Here is a 16,450-nt window from a genome sequence, read left to right as displayed (position 1 = left end):
GCCCGAGCTCCCACCCACCAACTGGCGTGCCTACCGCGACAGGACGATCACTTCAGCATCTCTACTGCCTTAGCGATGCGGCGGGTGCGCGTCTCCGGCTTCTTGGCATCAAGCACCGCCTGCACATGTTCGCGCCGGTGACTGAAGCTGAGCTTGTCGAAGGCCTCGCGCACCCCCGCCTCAGCAAGCGCAGCTGCAAAGTCCTCCGGTACGTCGACCGTCCGCTCAGCCGTATCGCGCTCAACCGTCACCGCGACACTGTCACCGGCCCCCTTACCCAGCTCGGCCCGAATCCCCTTCAGCACGCCGAGCGCCATACAGCCACCCATCGAAGCGATCGACCCGCGGTACTCAACCCCGTCGAACGTCGCCAGCACCGGAATCCGCCCGCCGCCACCCAACTTCGCGATCACCGGCTCCGGAACCTCAACCCAAGCCCCGCCCCCGTCGTTCACCTCGATCACACCCGCAAAAGTCTCCATTCCCCCAAGCTAGCCGGGGAGAGGTGTACAGAAGAACTGTTAGTACGCGGCAATTCCGGGCCTGAGCGACCCCGCCCCCGCCTGGGAATGCCAGCCTCCGAGCCCTACTAACAGTTCTTATGTACGCCCTACCGCTCTCGGGAGAGTTTGCTGGGCCACCAGACTTTGGGGCCGATGTCGTGGGCGAGGGCGGGGACGAGGAGGGAGCGGACGACGGTGGTGTCGAGGAGGACGCCGAAGGCGACGAGGAAGGCGGTCTGGACCAGGAAGAGGATGGGGAGCACTGCTAGGGCTGAGAAGGTGGCTGCCAGGACTACGCCGGCTGAGGTGATGACGCCGCCGGTGACGGCCAGGCCGACCAGGATGCCGGGGCGGGTGCCCTGTTCGGCGGACTCCTCGCGGACGCGGGTCATCAGGAAGATCGAGTAGTCGATGCCTAGGGCAACGAGGAAGACGAAGCCGTAGAGCGGGATGGCGGGGTCGGCGCCGGGGAAGCCGAAGATGTGGTTGAAGGCGATCGCGCTGACGCCGAGGGTGGCGGCGAACGAGATCACGTTGGCGACGACGAGCAGGACCGCGGCCAGGATCGAGCGGAGCAGCAGCATCAGGACCAGGAAGATGACGGCGAGGATGGTCGGGATGATCACCCGCAGGTCGCGGTTGCTGGCGTCGAGGACGTCCAGGTTGATCGCGGTGTTGCCGCCGACCAGGACGTCGGGGCTGACCTTGTCGAGCTCGGTGCGCAGGTGTTCGACCACCTTGGTCGCGGCGGGGGAGTCGGCCTTCACCTTCAAGGTCGCCTGGACCAGAACCTTGCCGTCGACAACCTTCGGCGGTACGCCGGGAGCCACCGACGCCGAGGCAGCACCGACTCCGTCGACCTGGGTCGCGATCTGTACCACCTGCTCGGCCTGCGCGACCGGGGTGAGGATCTGGACCGGCGTACCGGCGCCGGCGTCGAAGTGCTTGCCCAGCTCCTCGGTCCCGGTGACGGACTCGACCTTGCTCAGGAACAGGTCCTCCTGCGAGATCCCGCTCGCCTTGAACGTCGGCAGGAACGCACCACACGCCAGCAACGCCAGCGCACTGATCACCCAGACCCGTCGCGGGTGCCGCCCGACCAGCCCGGACACGCGACCCCAGAGCCGCCGCCCACCCACCTGATCGCGCGCGTGCACGTGATCGACATGGGGGATCGACGGCCAGAAAATCCGCCGTCCGAAGGCCAGCAACAGAGCCGGCAGGAACGTCATCGAAGCGATCAGCGCCCCGAAAATACCGATTGCCCCGACCGGCCCGAGTCCCTTGGTGCTGCCGAGTTGCGACAGCAGCAGGCACAGCAGACCGAGGATGACCGTGGCCGCGCTCGCCGCGATCGGCTCGATCGAAGCCCGCCAGGCGATCCGCATCGCGTCGTACTTGCTGGTGTAGTCGTGCAGTTCTTCCTTGTACCGCGAGACGAGCAGCAGCGAGTAGTCGGTTGCTGCACCGACCACGAGGATGAACAGGATGCCCTGACTCTGCCCGTTCAGCTCCAGTACGCCGTTCTTCGCCAGCGGGTACACGATCGATGCGGCCAGCGCGAGTCCGAAGACGGCGGTCAGCAGGACGGCGATCGGGAGGATCGGGCTGCGGTAGACGATCAGCAGGATCACGAAGACGACCGCGAGCGCGACCCCGAGCAGGATCCCGTCGATCCCACTGAACGCGACGATGAAGTCCGCGAGCACCCCACCGGGTCCGGTCACGTAGACCTGAAGACCACTCGGAGTGAGATCCCGCTTGATTTCGTCACGCATCGTGGCCGCAGTGGCGAACAGCACAGTCTCGCCCTCGGCGACCAGTTCGTCGGCCCGCTCACCGTCCAGCTCGACGGTGAGGAGCAGGGCCTTCTTGTCCGCGGACGGTACGACGGTCTGCGGGGGAGCGGCCAGGTAGTCGCCGAGCTTCTTGCCACCGCCGAGATCGAGCGCGGGCAGCTTCGCGAGGAACCCACGAGCCGCCGCCAGGTCGGCCGGGGTGATGCCGGAATCGCGTTCGACCAGGACGAAGTACGGGAGTGCCTTGGAGTCGACGAACTTGGCCGATTCGTTCGAAACGAGCGTGGATTCGGCCTGTTTCGGCAGGAAGTTGGCGTTGTCGTTCTCCTGGACCTCGCTCAGCCTGCCGACCGTCGGCCCGCCGATCGCGCCCATCAGCAGCCAGCCGATCAGGACCAGCGCGATCCCGCCCCGCCAGGCCCACCGCCCCAACGATCGCACCCTGTTGTTCACGGTCAGTTCCCCTCCGCCGTCAGTAGAGGCACAGTACCCATCCTTCTCTCACCACTCGGCGACCGGTGTGCGGGAGCCGTTTCGGCGGCGTAACAACGAGATGACCACGTGGAAACACCCCGGTCATAGCGTCCTGGCCTAATCAGTGAGGTCGGACGACAGGAGACGCACGATGACGCTCGAGGCAGGACCGGAGGTCACCACCGGTGACCGGACCGGTGCGGTCGGTACAGTCGAGGCGCCGCGGCGTGGGCGCTGGATCGACGTGTGGGACCCCGAGGACGCGACGTTCTGGGAGTCGAAGGGCCGTGCGGTCGCGCGCCGCAACCTGTGGCCGTCGATTTTCGCCGAGTTCCTCGGCTTCGCCGTCTGGCAGCTGTGGAGCATCGTCGTCGTCTCGATGCCGAGAGCGGGCTTCGACTACAGCACGAACCAGCTGTTCTGGCTGATCGCGCTGCCGAGCCTGGTCGGCGCGACGCTGCGGCTGCCCTACACGTTCGCGGTCCCGCGGTTCGGCGGCCGGAACTGGACCATCGTGTCCGCCCTGCTGCTGCTGATTCCGACCATCGGGCTTTCCTACTTCATGACCCAGCCGGACACGCCGTTCGTGTTGATGGCGCTGGTCGCGGCCACCGCGGGTGTCGGCGGCGGCAACTTCGCCAGCAGCATGACGAACATCTCGTTCTTCTACCCGGAGAAGGAGAAGGGCTTCGCGCTCGGCATCAACGCGGCCGGCGGCAACCTGGGCGTCGCGGTGGTCCAGCTGGTGGTGCCGGTGGTGATCGTCCTCGGTGCCGGCCTGTCGCTGAACCGGGCCGGTCTGCTCTGGATCCCGCTGATCCTGCTGGCCGCCTTCCTGGCCTGGAAGTTGATGGCCAACCTGTCGGTCGCGACCTCTTCGTTCCGCAGCTCGATCGCGGCGGCGAAGCGGCCGCACACCTGGATCATCTCCTTCCTCTACATCGGCACCTTCGGCTCGTTCATCGGCTTCGGGGCGGCCTTCCCGCTGCTGATCAAGACCACTTTCCCTGACATCACGGTGTCCAACATCGTCTTCCTCGGTGCCCTGGTCGGCTCGATCGCGAGGCCGTTCGGCGGCAAGCTGTCGGACAAGCTCGGCGGCGCCTGGGTGACGGTTTGTGCCTTCGTGGTGATGGGCCTGGGCATCCTGGCCTCGATCGTGGCACTGAACGCGGAGAGCTTCGCCGGGTTCCTGATCAGCTTCCTGTTCCTGTTCGTCGCCAGCGGTGCCGGCAACGGGTCGACGTACCGGATGATCCCCGCGGTGTTCCGGCTGACGACGGCAGACGACCCGGGCCGGGCCAAGCGCGAGGCGGCGGCCTGTATCGGTATCGCCTCCGCGATCGGTGCGTACGGCGGCTTCCTGGTCCCCCGTGGGTTCGCGATGTCGACCAGCAACTTCGGCTCGCTGGTCCCGGCGCTCTACGTCTTCTGCGGCTTCTACGTGATCTGCCTGGCCGTGACGTATTTCTGCTACCTGCGCAAGGGTGGCCCGCTCAGCCAGGAGCGCGTGTGACCGCAGTCCCCACTCATTGCCCGTACTGCGCGCTGCAGTGCGCCACCACGCTGCTCCCGGCCGACCGGCCGGGGGCGGTGGAGGTGCGTCCGCGCGACTTCCCCACTAACAGGGGTGGTCTGTGTCGTAAGGGCTGGACTGCGGCTGAGGTCCTCACGGTGTCGGACCGCCTCACCACTCCGCTGGTGCGCAACGCTGACGGTGAGCTGGTTCCCACCAGCTGGGATGAGGCGCTGGACTTCGTAGCCGACCGCATCCGGTCGCTGCAGGCTTCTGACGGTCCGGACTCGATCGCAGTGTTCGGTGGCGGCGGACTGACCAACGAGAAGGCCTACGCACTCGGCAAGTTCGCCAGAGTCGCGTTGCGGAGCGCGAACGTCGACTACAACGGCAGATTCTGTATGTCGTCGGCCGCAGCGGCGACGAACCGCGCTTTCGGCATCGACCGCGGGCTCCCGTTCCCCCTGACCGACCTGGGCGGGGCCGACGCGATCCTGCTGGTCGGGAGCAACATCGCCGAGACCATGCCGCCGGCGGTCGCCCATCTGCAGCGTGCGCAGGAGGCGGGCGGCCTGCTGGTCGTGGACCCGCGCCGCTCGGCTACGGCCGGTCTAACGGGTGCACTGCACCTGCAGGCCACGCCTGGAACCGATCTGGCGCTGGTGCTCGCACTGACGCACGTTGTTCTGCAGGAAGGGCTTGCGGACACCACCTACCTGGCCGAGCGAGTGGATGACGCAGACGCGCTCTACCGCTCGACCTCAGCCTGGTGGCCCGAGCGGGCTGAGCGGGTGACCGGTGTACCGGCTCTGACGATCAGGCGAGCTGCCCGGCTGCTGGCAGCGGCAGCTCCGGTCCACGGCGGTGCCGGAGCGTTCATCCTGACCGGGCGGGGCGCAGAGCAGCACAGCAAGGGCACCGACACGGTGACTGCCTGCATCAACCTCGCACTGGCGCTCGGACTGCCCGGGCGGCTCGGCAGCGGCTACGGCTGCATCACTGGGCAGGGAAACGGCCAGGGCGGTCGAGAGCACGGTCAGAAGGCCGACCAGCTGCCGGGCTACCGCAGCATCGCGGACCCGGCTGCCCGTGCACACGTCGCAGCAGTGTGGGGCGTGGACCCGGCTGACCTGCCCGGACCGGGTAAGAGCGCGGTCGAGCTGATCAACTCGTTGGGTACGTCCGGCGGTCCGCGGGCGCTGCTTGTTCACGGCAGCAACCTGCTGGTGTCCGCTCCGAACCTCGCATCGGTCCGGGAACGCCTTGCTGCGTTGGACCTGCTGGTTGTGGCGGACGTCGTACCGTCTGAGACCGCACTGCTTGCGGACGTGGTCTTCCCGGTCACGCAGTGGGCTGAGGAGGACGGAACGATGACGTCCCTCGAAGGTCGAGTACTGAGGCGACAGGCCGCTGTGGCACCACCTGGTGAGGTGCGCAGCGACCTGCACGTCTTCTCCGGTCTGGCCTCAAGGCTTGGCTGTACGGCGGCGTTCTCGACCGACCCGGAGGAGGTGTTCGAGGAGCTGCGGCTGGCCAGTGCAGGCGGCAAGGCCGACTACTCCGGGATCACCTGGTCGCGGCTCGACAACGAGGAGCTGTTCTGGCCGGTCCCTGCTGTCGATCACCCCGGTACACCGCGGCTGTTCGCGGACCGCTTCGGTACGCCGGATGGCCGGGCGCATGTGGTTCCGGTCGACCACCGTCCGGTGGCTGACGATCTGAGCGGCGCAGCACCGATGTACTTGGTGACTGGGCGGCTCCTGCAGCATTACCAGAGTGGTGCGCAGACACGGCGAGTGCCGGAGTTGGCCGAGGCAGAGCCAGAGGTGTTCGCGGAGATCCACCCGCGCGTCGCTGCGCAGCTAGGGATCTCAGACGGCCGCCCGGTGGAGTTGCGGACAGCTCGCGGAGCCATGGTGCTGGCGGCACGCGTAACGACCGACGTGCGGCCGGACACCGTCTTCGTGCCGTTCCACTACGGCGGTGCGGGCGCAGTGAACGAGCTGACGAACGACGTGCTCGACCCGGTGTCGCGGATGCCGGAGTTCAAGGCCTGTGCGGTCTCGCTGCGCGCGGCTGCGCTACCCGTGACGGGGGTGTCCGCATGAAGGTGGTCATCGTTGGCGGTGGGATGGCCGGACGACGGCTCGCAGCGCTGCTGCCGTCGTACGACGTGACTGTGCTCGGCGACGAGGGTTCGTACAACCGCAGTCGGCTGACCGAGTACGTCGCCGGCCGGGCCGCGGCGCCTGTCGTGGGCGACGAGTCGGTGGTGACTGCAGTGGCAGTCGACCGTCAGCGTCGCGTGGTGACGGACTCGGCGGGTGGCGCGCACGGCTACGACCACCTGGTGTTCGCGACCGGTGCCGAGCCCGTCGTACCGGTTGGACTCAGCGCTGGTGTGCAGGTACTGCGGACAGCGGACGACGCGCGTGCACTGGTCGATGCCGCCGGGCGGGTCCGGCGGATCGTCGTACTCGGTGGGGGCGTGCTCGGTGTCGAGACTGCGTGCGCGCTCCGCGAGCGTGGTGTTGCGGTGACGTTGGTGCACGACGGGGAAGCCCTGCTGGACAAGACGGTTCCGCTGGCCGCCGGACGGCGGATCACCCGGGCAGTACGGAGTGCTGGTATCGAGGTGCTCCTGAATGCCGAGGTGGTCGACACACCTGGTGCATTCCGGGCCCTGCAGCTGAAGAACGGGCGGCAGGTCTTCGGTGACCTGCTGGTCGTGGCCTGTGGGGTGAAACCGCGGACAGAGCTGGCGGTCGGGCGCAAGAAGCGCGCTGGCCTCACTGTGCGGACCGGCATCGTTGTCGATGAGACGCTGACCAGCCCGGACGACCCCGCCGTACATGCGATCGGGGACTGCGCGGAGATCGACGGCCGGGTCACCGGAACCGTGGAGTCCGCCTGGTCCCACGCGGAGGTGCTGGCGGCACACCTGACAGGTACGGCGGCGTCGCTGCGGCCGGACGTGATTCGGCTGACGGCCGGGGCGTTCGACGTACTGGTGCTCGGCGATCAGAACGAGACCGGTGAAGAGGTCCGGCTCGAGGACGACAGCCGGACGGTACGCGCCGTACTGCGTGACGGTGTGGTGCGGTCGGCGATAGCAGTGGGTGCGCCGGAGGTTGCGGCGGAGCTGGTGCTACTGGCCGACCGCGGTACGCCGGTCGTGGCGGACGGGCTGCTTGCGGAGCCCGCCGTACCAGTGAAGAAGGCAGTCACCGTTTGTCGGTGCAACGGAGTAACGAGGGCCGCGCTCGAGGCGGCCTGGCGTGGAGGTGCCGACAGTGTCGCCGGCATCGCCGCCACTACACGGGCGACCACCGGGTGCGGCAGTTGCACCGGTGCCGTCGGTGACCTGCTTGACCGGTTCCGCCGTGGCGAGACCGAACCAGTACCGGCCAGGAGGGCGACGATGACAGAGCTGAGCAAGGCCCGGCACGTAGTGGTAGTGGGTGGCGGAATGGTCGCCCACCGGCTGGTGGAGGCGCTGCGCGCGCGTGACACCGAGGTCCAGTGGCGGATCACCGTGCTGGCCGAAGAGCCACGCCTCCCGTACGACCGGGTCGCACTGACCAGCTACTTCTCCGGACGTGACCCGCACGACCTCGCACTAGGCGATCCGACGCTGTGGGACGACCCTGCGGTAGTGCTGCGCAAGGGCGTGCAGGTGACGGCCATTGACGCGGCTGCCAAGACTGTGAGCACTGCACGCGGTGAAGTGCTGGAATACGACGAACTGGTCCTGGCGACAGGCTCGTCGGCGTTCGTGCCGCCAGTGAAGAACAGCGACGCGCAGGGCTGTTTCGTGTACCGGACCATCGACGATGTGGCCGCACTGCGCGTCTATGTCGAGCGGCTGAAGTCGGAACGGGACCAGATCAACGGTGTCGTGGTCGGTGGCGGTCTGCTCGGACTGGAGGCCGCTGGTGCGCTGCGGGCGCTCGGTGCGGCCACCACAGTGGTTGAGTTCGCGCCGCGGCTGATGCCGTTGCAGGTCGACGAAGGCGGTGGGTCGGCGCTCGCGCGGCTGATCCGTGGCCTGGACGTGGACGTCCGCACGTCGACGGCGACCACCCGGGTGAAGCTCACCTCGCAGGGCTCGGCTCGGGCGATGGCGGTCGCGGAGGGGCCGGATCTGCCGGCCGACGTGGTGGTGTTCGCGACCGGTGTCCGGCCGCGCGATGAGCTGGCTCGGGCCGCCGGTCTGGAGATCGGTGAGCGCGGCGGCGTCGTGGTGGACGAGGCCTGCCGGACCTCGACCCCTGGGGTCTGGGCGATCGGTGAGGTCGCCTGCATCGAGGGCCGGGTCTGGGGTTTGGTTGCCCCCGGCAACACCATGGCCGAGATCGTGGCCGACCGCCTGCTGGGCGGTGAGGCGACGTTCCCCGGTGCTGACACGTCGACGAAGCTGAAGCTGCTCGGGGTCGACGTGGCCAGCTTCGGTGACGCGTTCGGCACTACTGAGGGCGCACTGGACATCGTGTACGCCGACCCGGTGGCCGGTGTCTACAAGAAGCTGGTGCTGTCGGACGACGCCAGGACGCTGCTCGGCGGCATCCTGGTCGGTGACGCGTCGGCGTACTCCGGGTTGCGGCCGATGGTCGGCCGGGAGCTCGGTGCGGACCCGGCTGGGTTCCTGCTGCCGGAAGGCGCCGGACCAACTCAGTTGGAGCTTCCCGACGACGCACCGGTCTGCTCCTGTAACAACGTGTCGGCCGGGACGATCCGGTGCGCGGTCCGGGACGAGGGCTGCGGCGATGTGAAGTCAGTGTGCGGTCGCACCAGGGCCGGGACCAGCTGTGGCTCCTGCCTGCCGATTGTGAAGAACCTGGTGAACAGCGAGCTGGCCAAGGCCGGCGTCGAGGTCAGCAAGGCACTGTGCGAGCACTTCGCGTTGTCACGGGCAGAGCTGTTCGATGTGGTCCGGGTGACCGGGCTGCGTACGTTCAGCGAGATTGTCGAGCGCCACGGCACGGGGCGTGGCTGCGACATCTGCAAGCCGGTAGTGGCGTCCATCCTGGCCAGCGTGTACCCGGCCGGTCACGTGCTCGACAGCGAGCAGGCGCCGCTGCAGGACACCAACGACCACGTCATGGCGAACATGCAGAAGGACGGCACGTACTCCGTCGTCCCCCGCATCCCCGGCGGCGAGATCACGCCGGAGGGGCTCATCACGATCGGCGAGGTGGCCCGGGACTTCGGTCTGTACACCAAAATCACCGGTGGGCAGCGCGTGGACCTGTTCGGCGCCCGGATCGAGCAGTTGCCGGCCATCTGGAAGCGGCTGGTCGATGCAGGGTTCGAATCGGGCCACGCGTACGGCAAGGCGCTCCGCACGGTGAAGTCGTGTGTCGGCTCCACCTGGTGCCGGTACGGCGTACAGGACTCGGTGGGGATGGCTATCGCGCTGGAACTGCGCTACCGCGGGCTGCGGTCGCCGCACAAGCTCAAGCTCGGTGTTTCTGGGTGTGCCCGCGAGTGTGCCGAGGCGCGCGGCAAGGACGTCGGTGTGATTGCGACGGAGAAGGGCTGGAACCTGTACGTCGGCGGCAACGGCGGCATGACTCCCCGGCACGCCGAACTGCTCGCCTCTGACCTGTCGGAAGACGAGCTGATCCAGGCGATCGACCGCTTCCTCATGTACTACGTCCGGACCGGCGACCGGCTGCAGCGGACCTCGGTGTGGGTCCGGGAGATCGAAGGCGGCCTCGACCACGTGCGGGACGTCGTACTGAACGACAGCCTCGGCATCGGTGCCGACCTGGACGCAGCGATGGCCGAACACGTCGATGCGTACGTCGACGAGTGGCGGGCGACGCTGGACGACCCCGCCAAGCTGGCCCGGTTCGTGTCGTTCGTGAACGCTCCGGATCAGCCGGACGCCGACCTGCGCTACGTGGTCGAGCGCAACCAGCCGCGCCCGGCCACACCGGCCGAGCGCGGACAGCTGGAGCCGGTGCTGCTCGCCGGTCCCCGATTGGAGGTACGGCGATGACCATGACTGCCTTTGAGTCCACAGTGCTCTGCCGGTACGACGTACTGCTGCCTGACCGTGGTGTCGCGGCGCTGGTCGGGGAGGTGCAGATCGCGCTGTTCCGGCTGCACGACGGGACCGTGTTTGCGATCGGCAACCAGGACCCGTACAGCGGGGCCAACGTGATGTCACGGGGGATCGTCGGCAGTCGCGGCGACGTCCCGACGGTGGCGTCGCCCATGTTCAAGCAGGTCTTCGATCTGCGCACCGGTATGTGTCTGGACGACCCGGAGGTGTCGCTGCCGGTCTACCCGGTGGAGATCGTCGACGGGATGGTTCGGGTAGGGGAGAACGGTGACGGCTAACAGCAAGCCGGGGCCGCTCAGCGGCTGCACGCTCGCAGTGACCGCGCACCGGCGGGCGGACGACCTCATCGCGTCGTTCGAACGCCGGGGCGCGAAGGTGCTGCACGCACCGACCCTGCAGATCACTCCGGTCGCCGACGACCACGCTCTGATCGAGGCGACCCGGCGGGTGATCGCCAACCCGCCGAACGACGTGGTGGTGACCACCGCGGTCGGTTTCCGCGGGTGGATCGAGGCTGCGGACACCGCTGGGCTTGCTGCGGACCTACTGGTGACGCTGGAGCAGTCGCGGATTCTGGCGCGCGGTCCGAAGGCACGAGGTGCGATTCGGGCCGCGGGGCTGGTGGAGCACTGGTCGGCACGGTCCGAGACGACAATCGAGGTAGTGGAGTGGCTGCGCGCCCAGGGCGTCAACGGGCGGAAGATCGTCGTACAGTTGCATGGTTTGTCGGACCCGGGGCTGATGGACACGCTGCGCAGCGCTGGGGCGTCGGTGCGCGGGCTTGAGGTCTACCGCTGGGGGCCGGCGCCGGATCCGGTGATGGTCGAGCGAATGATCGGACAGGTCTGCACAGGTGCAGTCGACGCCGTGGTGCACACATCGGCGCCCGGTGCGCAGGCAATGCTGGACGCTGCCGCGTTGAACGGTCAGTACGACACCCTGGTCGCGGCACTGCGGACCGGACGCGTGCTGAACGCCTGCGTCGGCCCAGTCACGGCCGCGCCCTTCCTCAACCTCGGTCTCGAACCACTGGTGCCCGACCGCTACCGTCTCGGTGCCCTCATCCGCATCGTCACCGACCGCCTCACCGACGACAACGCCCGCTCGATCGAGACCGAGTTCGGGCAACTCGTGATCCGCGGCGGCGCCGCCGTACTGGACGGCGTCGTACTGCCCCTCGGCCCAGGCCCTCGGGCTGTGCTGGCCGCACTAGTGGCTGCTGGTGGTGATGTGGTGTCACGCCCTGACCTCCTGGCCGTACTGCCAGGCGCTGAGGACGTCCACGCAGTAGAAGTCACCGTCAACCGCCTACGCACTGCAGTAGGCCGCCCCGAACTGGTCCGCACGGTAGTCCGCCGCGGCTACCGCCTGGCCGTAGAAGCAGCGACGGTGCCCTCATGAGGCCCGACTTGATCGCCGTCGCTCATGGCACCGCGGATCCTCGGGGTATCCGTGTCGTCCACGACATCGTGCGCCAGATGGCTCAGCTGCGTCCCGAGCTTTCGATGTCACTCGGGTTCGTAGACGTCGACGTACCAGCCATGCCAGGCCTCGTCGACCGCGTCATGACCGACGCCCCCGAAGCAGTGATCGTGCCGCTGCTCCTCTCCAGCGGCTACCACGTCCACGTAGACATCGCCGACCAGGTAGCCCGCCACCCCGGCCTCACCGCAGCCCCCGCCCTCGGCCCGCACGCGCTGATCGCCGACATCCTCGTAGACCGCCTGGGCGACCTCTCCCGCACCGACCACGTAGTCCTGGCAGCCGCAGGCTCCACCGACCCCAGAGCCCAAGCCGACTGCGAACGCACCGCAGCCCTCCTGCACGCCCGCATCCACCGCCCCGTAACCATCGGCTACCTAGCCGGCCGAGGCCGCCGCCTCCCCGCAGTCCTAGCCACCACCCCCGGCCGCCTAGCCGTAGCCAACTACCTCCTGGCCCCCGGCCACTTCTCCGACCGCCTCCACCAACAAGCCGGCCCCCACCGAGTAACACCTCCCCTCGGCGCCGACCTACGCCTAGCCCGTCTAGCACTAGCCCGCTACGACGCAGCCCGCCAACCCGCACGCGTAGCGGTCTGACGCATCCAGGTCGGCCCCTTCCGCACGTTTGTGGGCGCCGACGGTTAGCGGCTTGCGTACGGACGAACTGTTAGTAGGTCACTTCAGCCGGCCACCAGCACCCGTTTCACGCTGCAATTCATCTGCTCGGGCCGCGCACTAACAGTCCGTCGGTACACCCTGGTACGGGTGGAGTACGGGCAGCGGGGTGTCAGTGGGTGCTCGTAGTTTGCGCCTGGTCGGGGTGTGTCGACCGTAGGCCTCCTCGGCAGCTCGGTGATTGGTTCCGCACCCTGACCCTGGAGGTTTCCATGACGAAGTTGATCCAGCGCATGAGCGACGGGCTGCTCTCCGCCTTCGCGCCGAAGATCACAGCAGCGGCCTGTCGGGCCTGCGAGATTGTCGGCCAGTGCGGTAGCTGCAATGGCAACCGCCGGTACCGGACCCGGGTGTGTTATTCGGGCCCTGGGTGCCAGCGGGAGACGACTACCTGCGTAGCCGTCGCCTCCTGCGCCCCGTAGACGCGCAGTGATCGTCGGCGGCGTTCGGACGAACGCCGCCGTCCAATCTTGGGACCAGTGGATCGAGGCGGGTGTGGAGTATCTCGAGTTCGGCTGTCGGGTTCTGCTGGGCGGTGTGTTCGCCGTGTCCGCCGGTTCGAAGGTGTACTCGCGCACTGCCGTCGCTGACTTCGCGGCAGCGACGGCCCGGCTGACCGGAGCGCGGGCAGGACGGGCGCGACAGCTCGCTGCCGCTGTTGTTGCGGCCGAGATCGCCATCGTGGTCGCCTTGATCGTGCCCGCGTTGGTCCGGTGGGGATTCGCCGTCGCCGTCGGTTTGATCGCCGTCTTTTCGGTGGCCATCGTCGGCGCCCTGCGACGGCGGCAGACGACGCCCTGCCGTTGCTTCGGGGCGTCGAACTCGCCGCTCGGTAGGCAGCACGTGGCCCGCAATGCCGCCCTCACGGCATTCGGCGTTCTCGGCATCGCTGCAGACCTGAGCGGCGGGTCGTCGTCGCTGGACTTCGGACTGGCGTGCGTTGTCGCCTTCGCCGCGCTGATCGGCGTCGCGCTGACCGCCCGGCTGGACGACCTGATCGGATTGTTCCGCACTACGACGGCCACGTCGTAGCCCGGCAAGCAAGAGTGAAGAGAGGCTGGATCCCTTGACGACGTTTCTCACCGCGCTGGTGGTCGTGGTCGGCATTGTCGGCGTACTGAACCTGTTGCTGCTGTTCGGTGTTATTCGCCGGCTGAAGGAGCATGAGGAGTCGATCGCGAAGATCCCGTACGGCGCGCTGCAGAGTCCGCCCGCGGATTCGATGCGGCCTCCGGGCTCGGAGGTCGACGAGTTCACCGCGGTGAGCACGGACAACGTTGCCGTGAGCAAGGAGTCGCTGGCAGGCGAGACGACGGTCGGATTCTTCTCGGTGTCCTGCGCACCCTGCATCGAGAACGCGCCGAAGTTCGCCGCCCGCGCCGCCGTCGTACCTGGTGGAAAGGACAGCGTGCTCGCGATCGTTGTCGCCGAGGGCGATGACGATCCGTCCGAGATGGTCGGCGTCCTCGGCGCCGGCGCGCGGGTCGTCGTCGAGGACTACGCCGGACCGATAGCTGCGGCGTTCGGCGTGACCGCGTTCCCGACGTACGCCGTCGTCGCGGCCGGCAAGATCACCGCGAGTGCGATCGACGTGTCCATGCTGCCCATCCCGGCGGTGCCTAGTCCTGCGCCGGCCTGACCGGAGTTCGGCTGTGCTGTGGAGAGTCGTCATCGCTGCCGTCGTCGCGGCCACGTCCCTCGTACTGATCGTGCGGACGCGGCGCCGGGTGGTGGTGGTCGACGTACAAGGCCCAAGCATGGAGCCGACCCTGTACGACGGCGACCGGGTCCTGGTACGGCGCGCGCCCCTGACCGCGCTCCGGACCGGTGACCTGGTCGTCGTTGCCCGTCCGCAGTCCCACGAGTTCGCGACGGTGGGCCCCTGGGTGATCAAGCGCGTCGCCGCCGTACCAGGCGAACAGATACCGCCGGTCATCCGGCACAGCTGGGACGAGAACGAGTACATCGACTTCGCGGGGGCGTTGGTGCCGGAGGGACGGCTGCTGTTGCTCGGAGACAATCCGACCCACAGCGGAGACTCCCGGCACTGGGGCTTCGCCACAGGGGATGCGGTACTTGGCGTGGTCACCAGGCCGATGCGCGCACGGACCACATGACGACGGACCGGCGCAGTTGGCGCACGCTCCGAGGGTTGGGGCCGGCGGCGGCGCTGGCCTTTCGGGAGGCACCCGCGCAGCTCGGGCTGCTGAGTGGGATTGCGTTGGTCGGGGCAGTGCTCCCGGTCGCGGTCACCTGGTTGACCAAGCTGGTCATCGACTCGGTGACCGCAGGCACCGCGATCGACGTACTGCTTCCGAAAGCGATCGCCCTTGCTGTGCTCGGCGCGCTGACCGCGACCCTTCCGCAGCTTTCGCAGTACTTCTCGGCGGAAGCGCAGCGACGCGTCAGCCGGGCGGCCAAGGACCGGCTGTACCGGGCGGTCAACCGGTTCCCTGGACTCGGCCGGTTCGAGGATCCGCAGTTCCTCAACCAACTGCAGGTTGCCGAAGCCGCCAACAGTGCTCCGGCGCAGTTGACCATCGCAGCCATGCAACTGGTCAGGAACGTGATCACGGCGCTCGGCCTGTTCGCGTCGCTCTATCTGATCAGCCCGCTCATCGCCGGCATTGTCCTGGTCGCCGCGCTGCCGGCCCTTCTGGCCGAACTGGCACTGGCGAGACGCCGGGTGAACACCACACTGCGGCTGAGCCCGGACGAACGCCGCGAGCTCTTCTACCAGATGCTGCTGTCCGACGCGCGTGCCAGCAAGGAGATCCGGCTGTTCGGCACCGGCGACTTTCTGCGCGGCAGGATGATGCGCACGATGTCGGAGATTCACGTCGCCCGGCGGGCACTCGATCGCCGCGAACTGTTCGTCCAAAGTGGACTTGAGCTCTTCGCCGCTGTCGTCGCCGGTACGGGGCTGGTCTGGGCGATTCTCGCGGCAGGCCGCGGCGAGCTGACCGCGGGGGACATCGCCCTGTTCGTCGCCGCGGTTGCGGGTGTGCAGGTCGCGATGGCCGGCATCGTGTCGTTACTGGCGCAGGCGAACGAGCAGCTGATGATCTTCAACCACTACACCGTCGTACTCGGCGCTCCGCCCGAGCTGCCCGTTGCGGAGCATCCGGTCGCGACGCCGGAACTGCGCCGCGGGATCGTGTTCAAAGATGTCTGGTTCCGGTACGGCGACGACCTGCCGTGGGTGCTGCGAGGCGTGACGGTCACCATTCCGTACGGTATGGCCGTCGGTCTGGTCGGGAAGAACGGCGCGGGCAAGTCCACTGTCGTCAAACTGCTGTGCCGGATGTACGACCCGACCAAGGGCAGAATCACCTGGGACGGAATCGACCTGCGCGATCTCGATCCGGCCCGGCTACGGGACAGGGTCGGCGCGGTGTTTCAGGACTTCATGTCCTATGACCTCACCGCGGCGGAGAACATCGCGCTCGGCGACCTCACCGCGCTGGAGGATCCGGATCGGATCGCCGCGGCCGCCGTACAGGCAGATATCCACGAGGTCGTCGAGAAGCTTCCGAACGGCTACCGCACCATGCTCAGTCGGGAGTTCGCCGAGGACGACGGGTCGGACGGGACCGGTGTCGTCCTGTCGGGCGGACAGTGGCAGCGGTTGGCGCTGGCCCGGGCCTTCCTCCGCGCCGACACCGACCTGATGATCCTCGACGAGCCGAACGCAGGCCTCGATCCGGAGGCCGAAGCCGAGCTGCACGCCAGGATCAGCACCTTGCGCGCGGGAGGCACCTCGGTACTGATCTCGCACCGGCTCGGTACTTTGCGCGACGCCGACCTGATCGTCGTACTGGACGACGGGGCCGTCACGGAAACCGGCACCCACACGTCCTTGCTCGCCGGCGGTGGCACCTACGCCCGGCTGTTCACCACACAGGCGAAGGGCTACCAGAGCGAGTAGC

At 68.0% G+C, this 16,450-nt stretch carries 12 protein-coding genes; 10 read left to right on the top strand and 2 right to left on the bottom strand.

Annotation, left to right across the window (positions count from 1 at the left end; all coding sequences use genetic code 11):
- Nucleotides 1–47: 47 nt before the first annotated feature.
- Both E1261_RS17730 and E1261_RS17725 read right to left on the bottom strand, forming a co-directional pair.
- Nucleotides 48–482: a YdeI/OmpD-associated family protein gene (locus E1261_RS17730; protein ID WP_132407976.1), complete on the bottom strand. Its 435-nt coding sequence runs from the start codon at nt 480–482 to the stop codon at nt 48–50.
- A gap of 128 nt (nt 483–610) precedes the next feature.
- Nucleotides 611–2,755: an MMPL family transporter gene (locus E1261_RS17725; protein WP_238176283.1), complete on the bottom strand. Its 2,145-nt coding sequence runs from the start codon at nt 2,753–2,755 to the stop codon at nt 611–613.
- A 172-nt stretch (nt 2,756–2,927) separates the two neighbouring features.
- On the opposite strand from E1261_RS17725, the gene E1261_RS17720 reads away from it, so the two are divergent.
- The 10 genes from E1261_RS17720 to E1261_RS17675 all read left to right on the top strand — a co-directional run bounded on the left by E1261_RS17720 (nt 2,928) and on the right by E1261_RS17675 (nt 16,449).
- A complete protein-coding gene (locus E1261_RS17720) occupies nt 2,928–4,292 on the top strand; it encodes an MFS transporter (RefSeq protein ID WP_132407975.1) in 1,365 nt (454 codons plus the stop codon).
- On the top strand, nt 4,289–6,400 hold the full coding sequence (locus tag E1261_RS17715) for a molybdopterin oxidoreductase family protein (protein WP_132407974.1): 2,112 nt from the start codon (nt 4,289–4,291) through the stop codon (nt 6,398–6,400). The genes E1261_RS17720 and E1261_RS17715 overlap by 4 nt, the downstream gene beginning before the upstream one ends.
- Nucleotides 6,397–10,296 carry a nitrite reductase large subunit NirB gene (gene nirB, locus E1261_RS17710; protein WP_132407973.1) on the top strand — a complete coding sequence of 1,300 codons (3,900 nt, stop codon included), beginning with the start codon at nt 6,397–6,399 and terminating at the stop codon, nt 10,294–10,296. Before E1261_RS17715 ends, nirB begins: the two co-directional genes overlap by 4 nt.
- A gap of 2 nt (nt 10,297–10,298) precedes the next feature.
- Entirely contained in the window at nt 10,299–10,640 is a 342-nt protein-coding gene (gene nirD / locus E1261_RS17705; protein WP_132407972.1) for a nitrite reductase small subunit NirD, read from the top strand.
- Entirely contained in the window at nt 10,630–11,763 is a 1,134-nt protein-coding gene (locus E1261_RS17700; protein WP_132407971.1) for a uroporphyrinogen-III synthase, read from the top strand. The genes nirD and E1261_RS17700 overlap by 11 nt, the downstream gene beginning before the upstream one ends.
- Entirely contained in the window at nt 11,760–12,443 is a 684-nt protein-coding gene (locus tag E1261_RS17695) for a sirohydrochlorin chelatase (RefSeq protein ID WP_132407970.1), read from the top strand. The genes E1261_RS17700 and E1261_RS17695 overlap by 4 nt, the downstream gene beginning before the upstream one ends.
- Before the next feature lie 573 nt (nt 12,444–13,016).
- Nucleotides 13,017–13,553 carry a MauE/DoxX family redox-associated membrane protein gene (locus E1261_RS17690; protein ID WP_165952542.1) on the top strand — a complete coding sequence of 179 codons (537 nt, stop codon included), beginning with the start codon at nt 13,017–13,019 and terminating at the stop codon, nt 13,551–13,553.
- 34 nt (nt 13,554–13,587) lie between these two features.
- Nucleotides 13,588–14,160, top strand: coding sequence for a TlpA family protein disulfide reductase (locus E1261_RS17685; RefSeq protein ID WP_132407968.1), 573 nt, complete (start codon nt 13,588–13,590; stop codon nt 14,158–14,160).
- A 13-nt stretch (nt 14,161–14,173) separates the two neighbouring features.
- Nucleotides 14,174–14,638, top strand: coding sequence for a signal peptidase I (gene lepB / locus E1261_RS17680; RefSeq protein ID WP_132407967.1), 465 nt, complete (start codon nt 14,174–14,176; stop codon nt 14,636–14,638).
- Complete coding sequence (locus tag E1261_RS17675; protein WP_132407966.1) at nt 14,635–16,449, top strand: ABC transporter ATP-binding protein; 1,815 nt, start codon at nt 14,635–14,637, stop codon at nt 16,447–16,449. Before lepB ends, E1261_RS17675 begins: the two co-directional genes overlap by 4 nt.
- Nucleotide 16,450: the final 1 nt, after the last annotated feature.

Origin of the sequence: Kribbella albertanoniae, from assembly GCF_004348455.1 — a bacterium.
GTDB classification, from domain to species: Bacteria; Actinomycetota; Actinomycetes; order Propionibacteriales; family Kribbellaceae; genus Kribbella; species Kribbella albertanoniae.
Note: the sequence above shows the minus strand (reverse complement) of the source record. Positions and strands in the feature narration are given on the sequence as shown.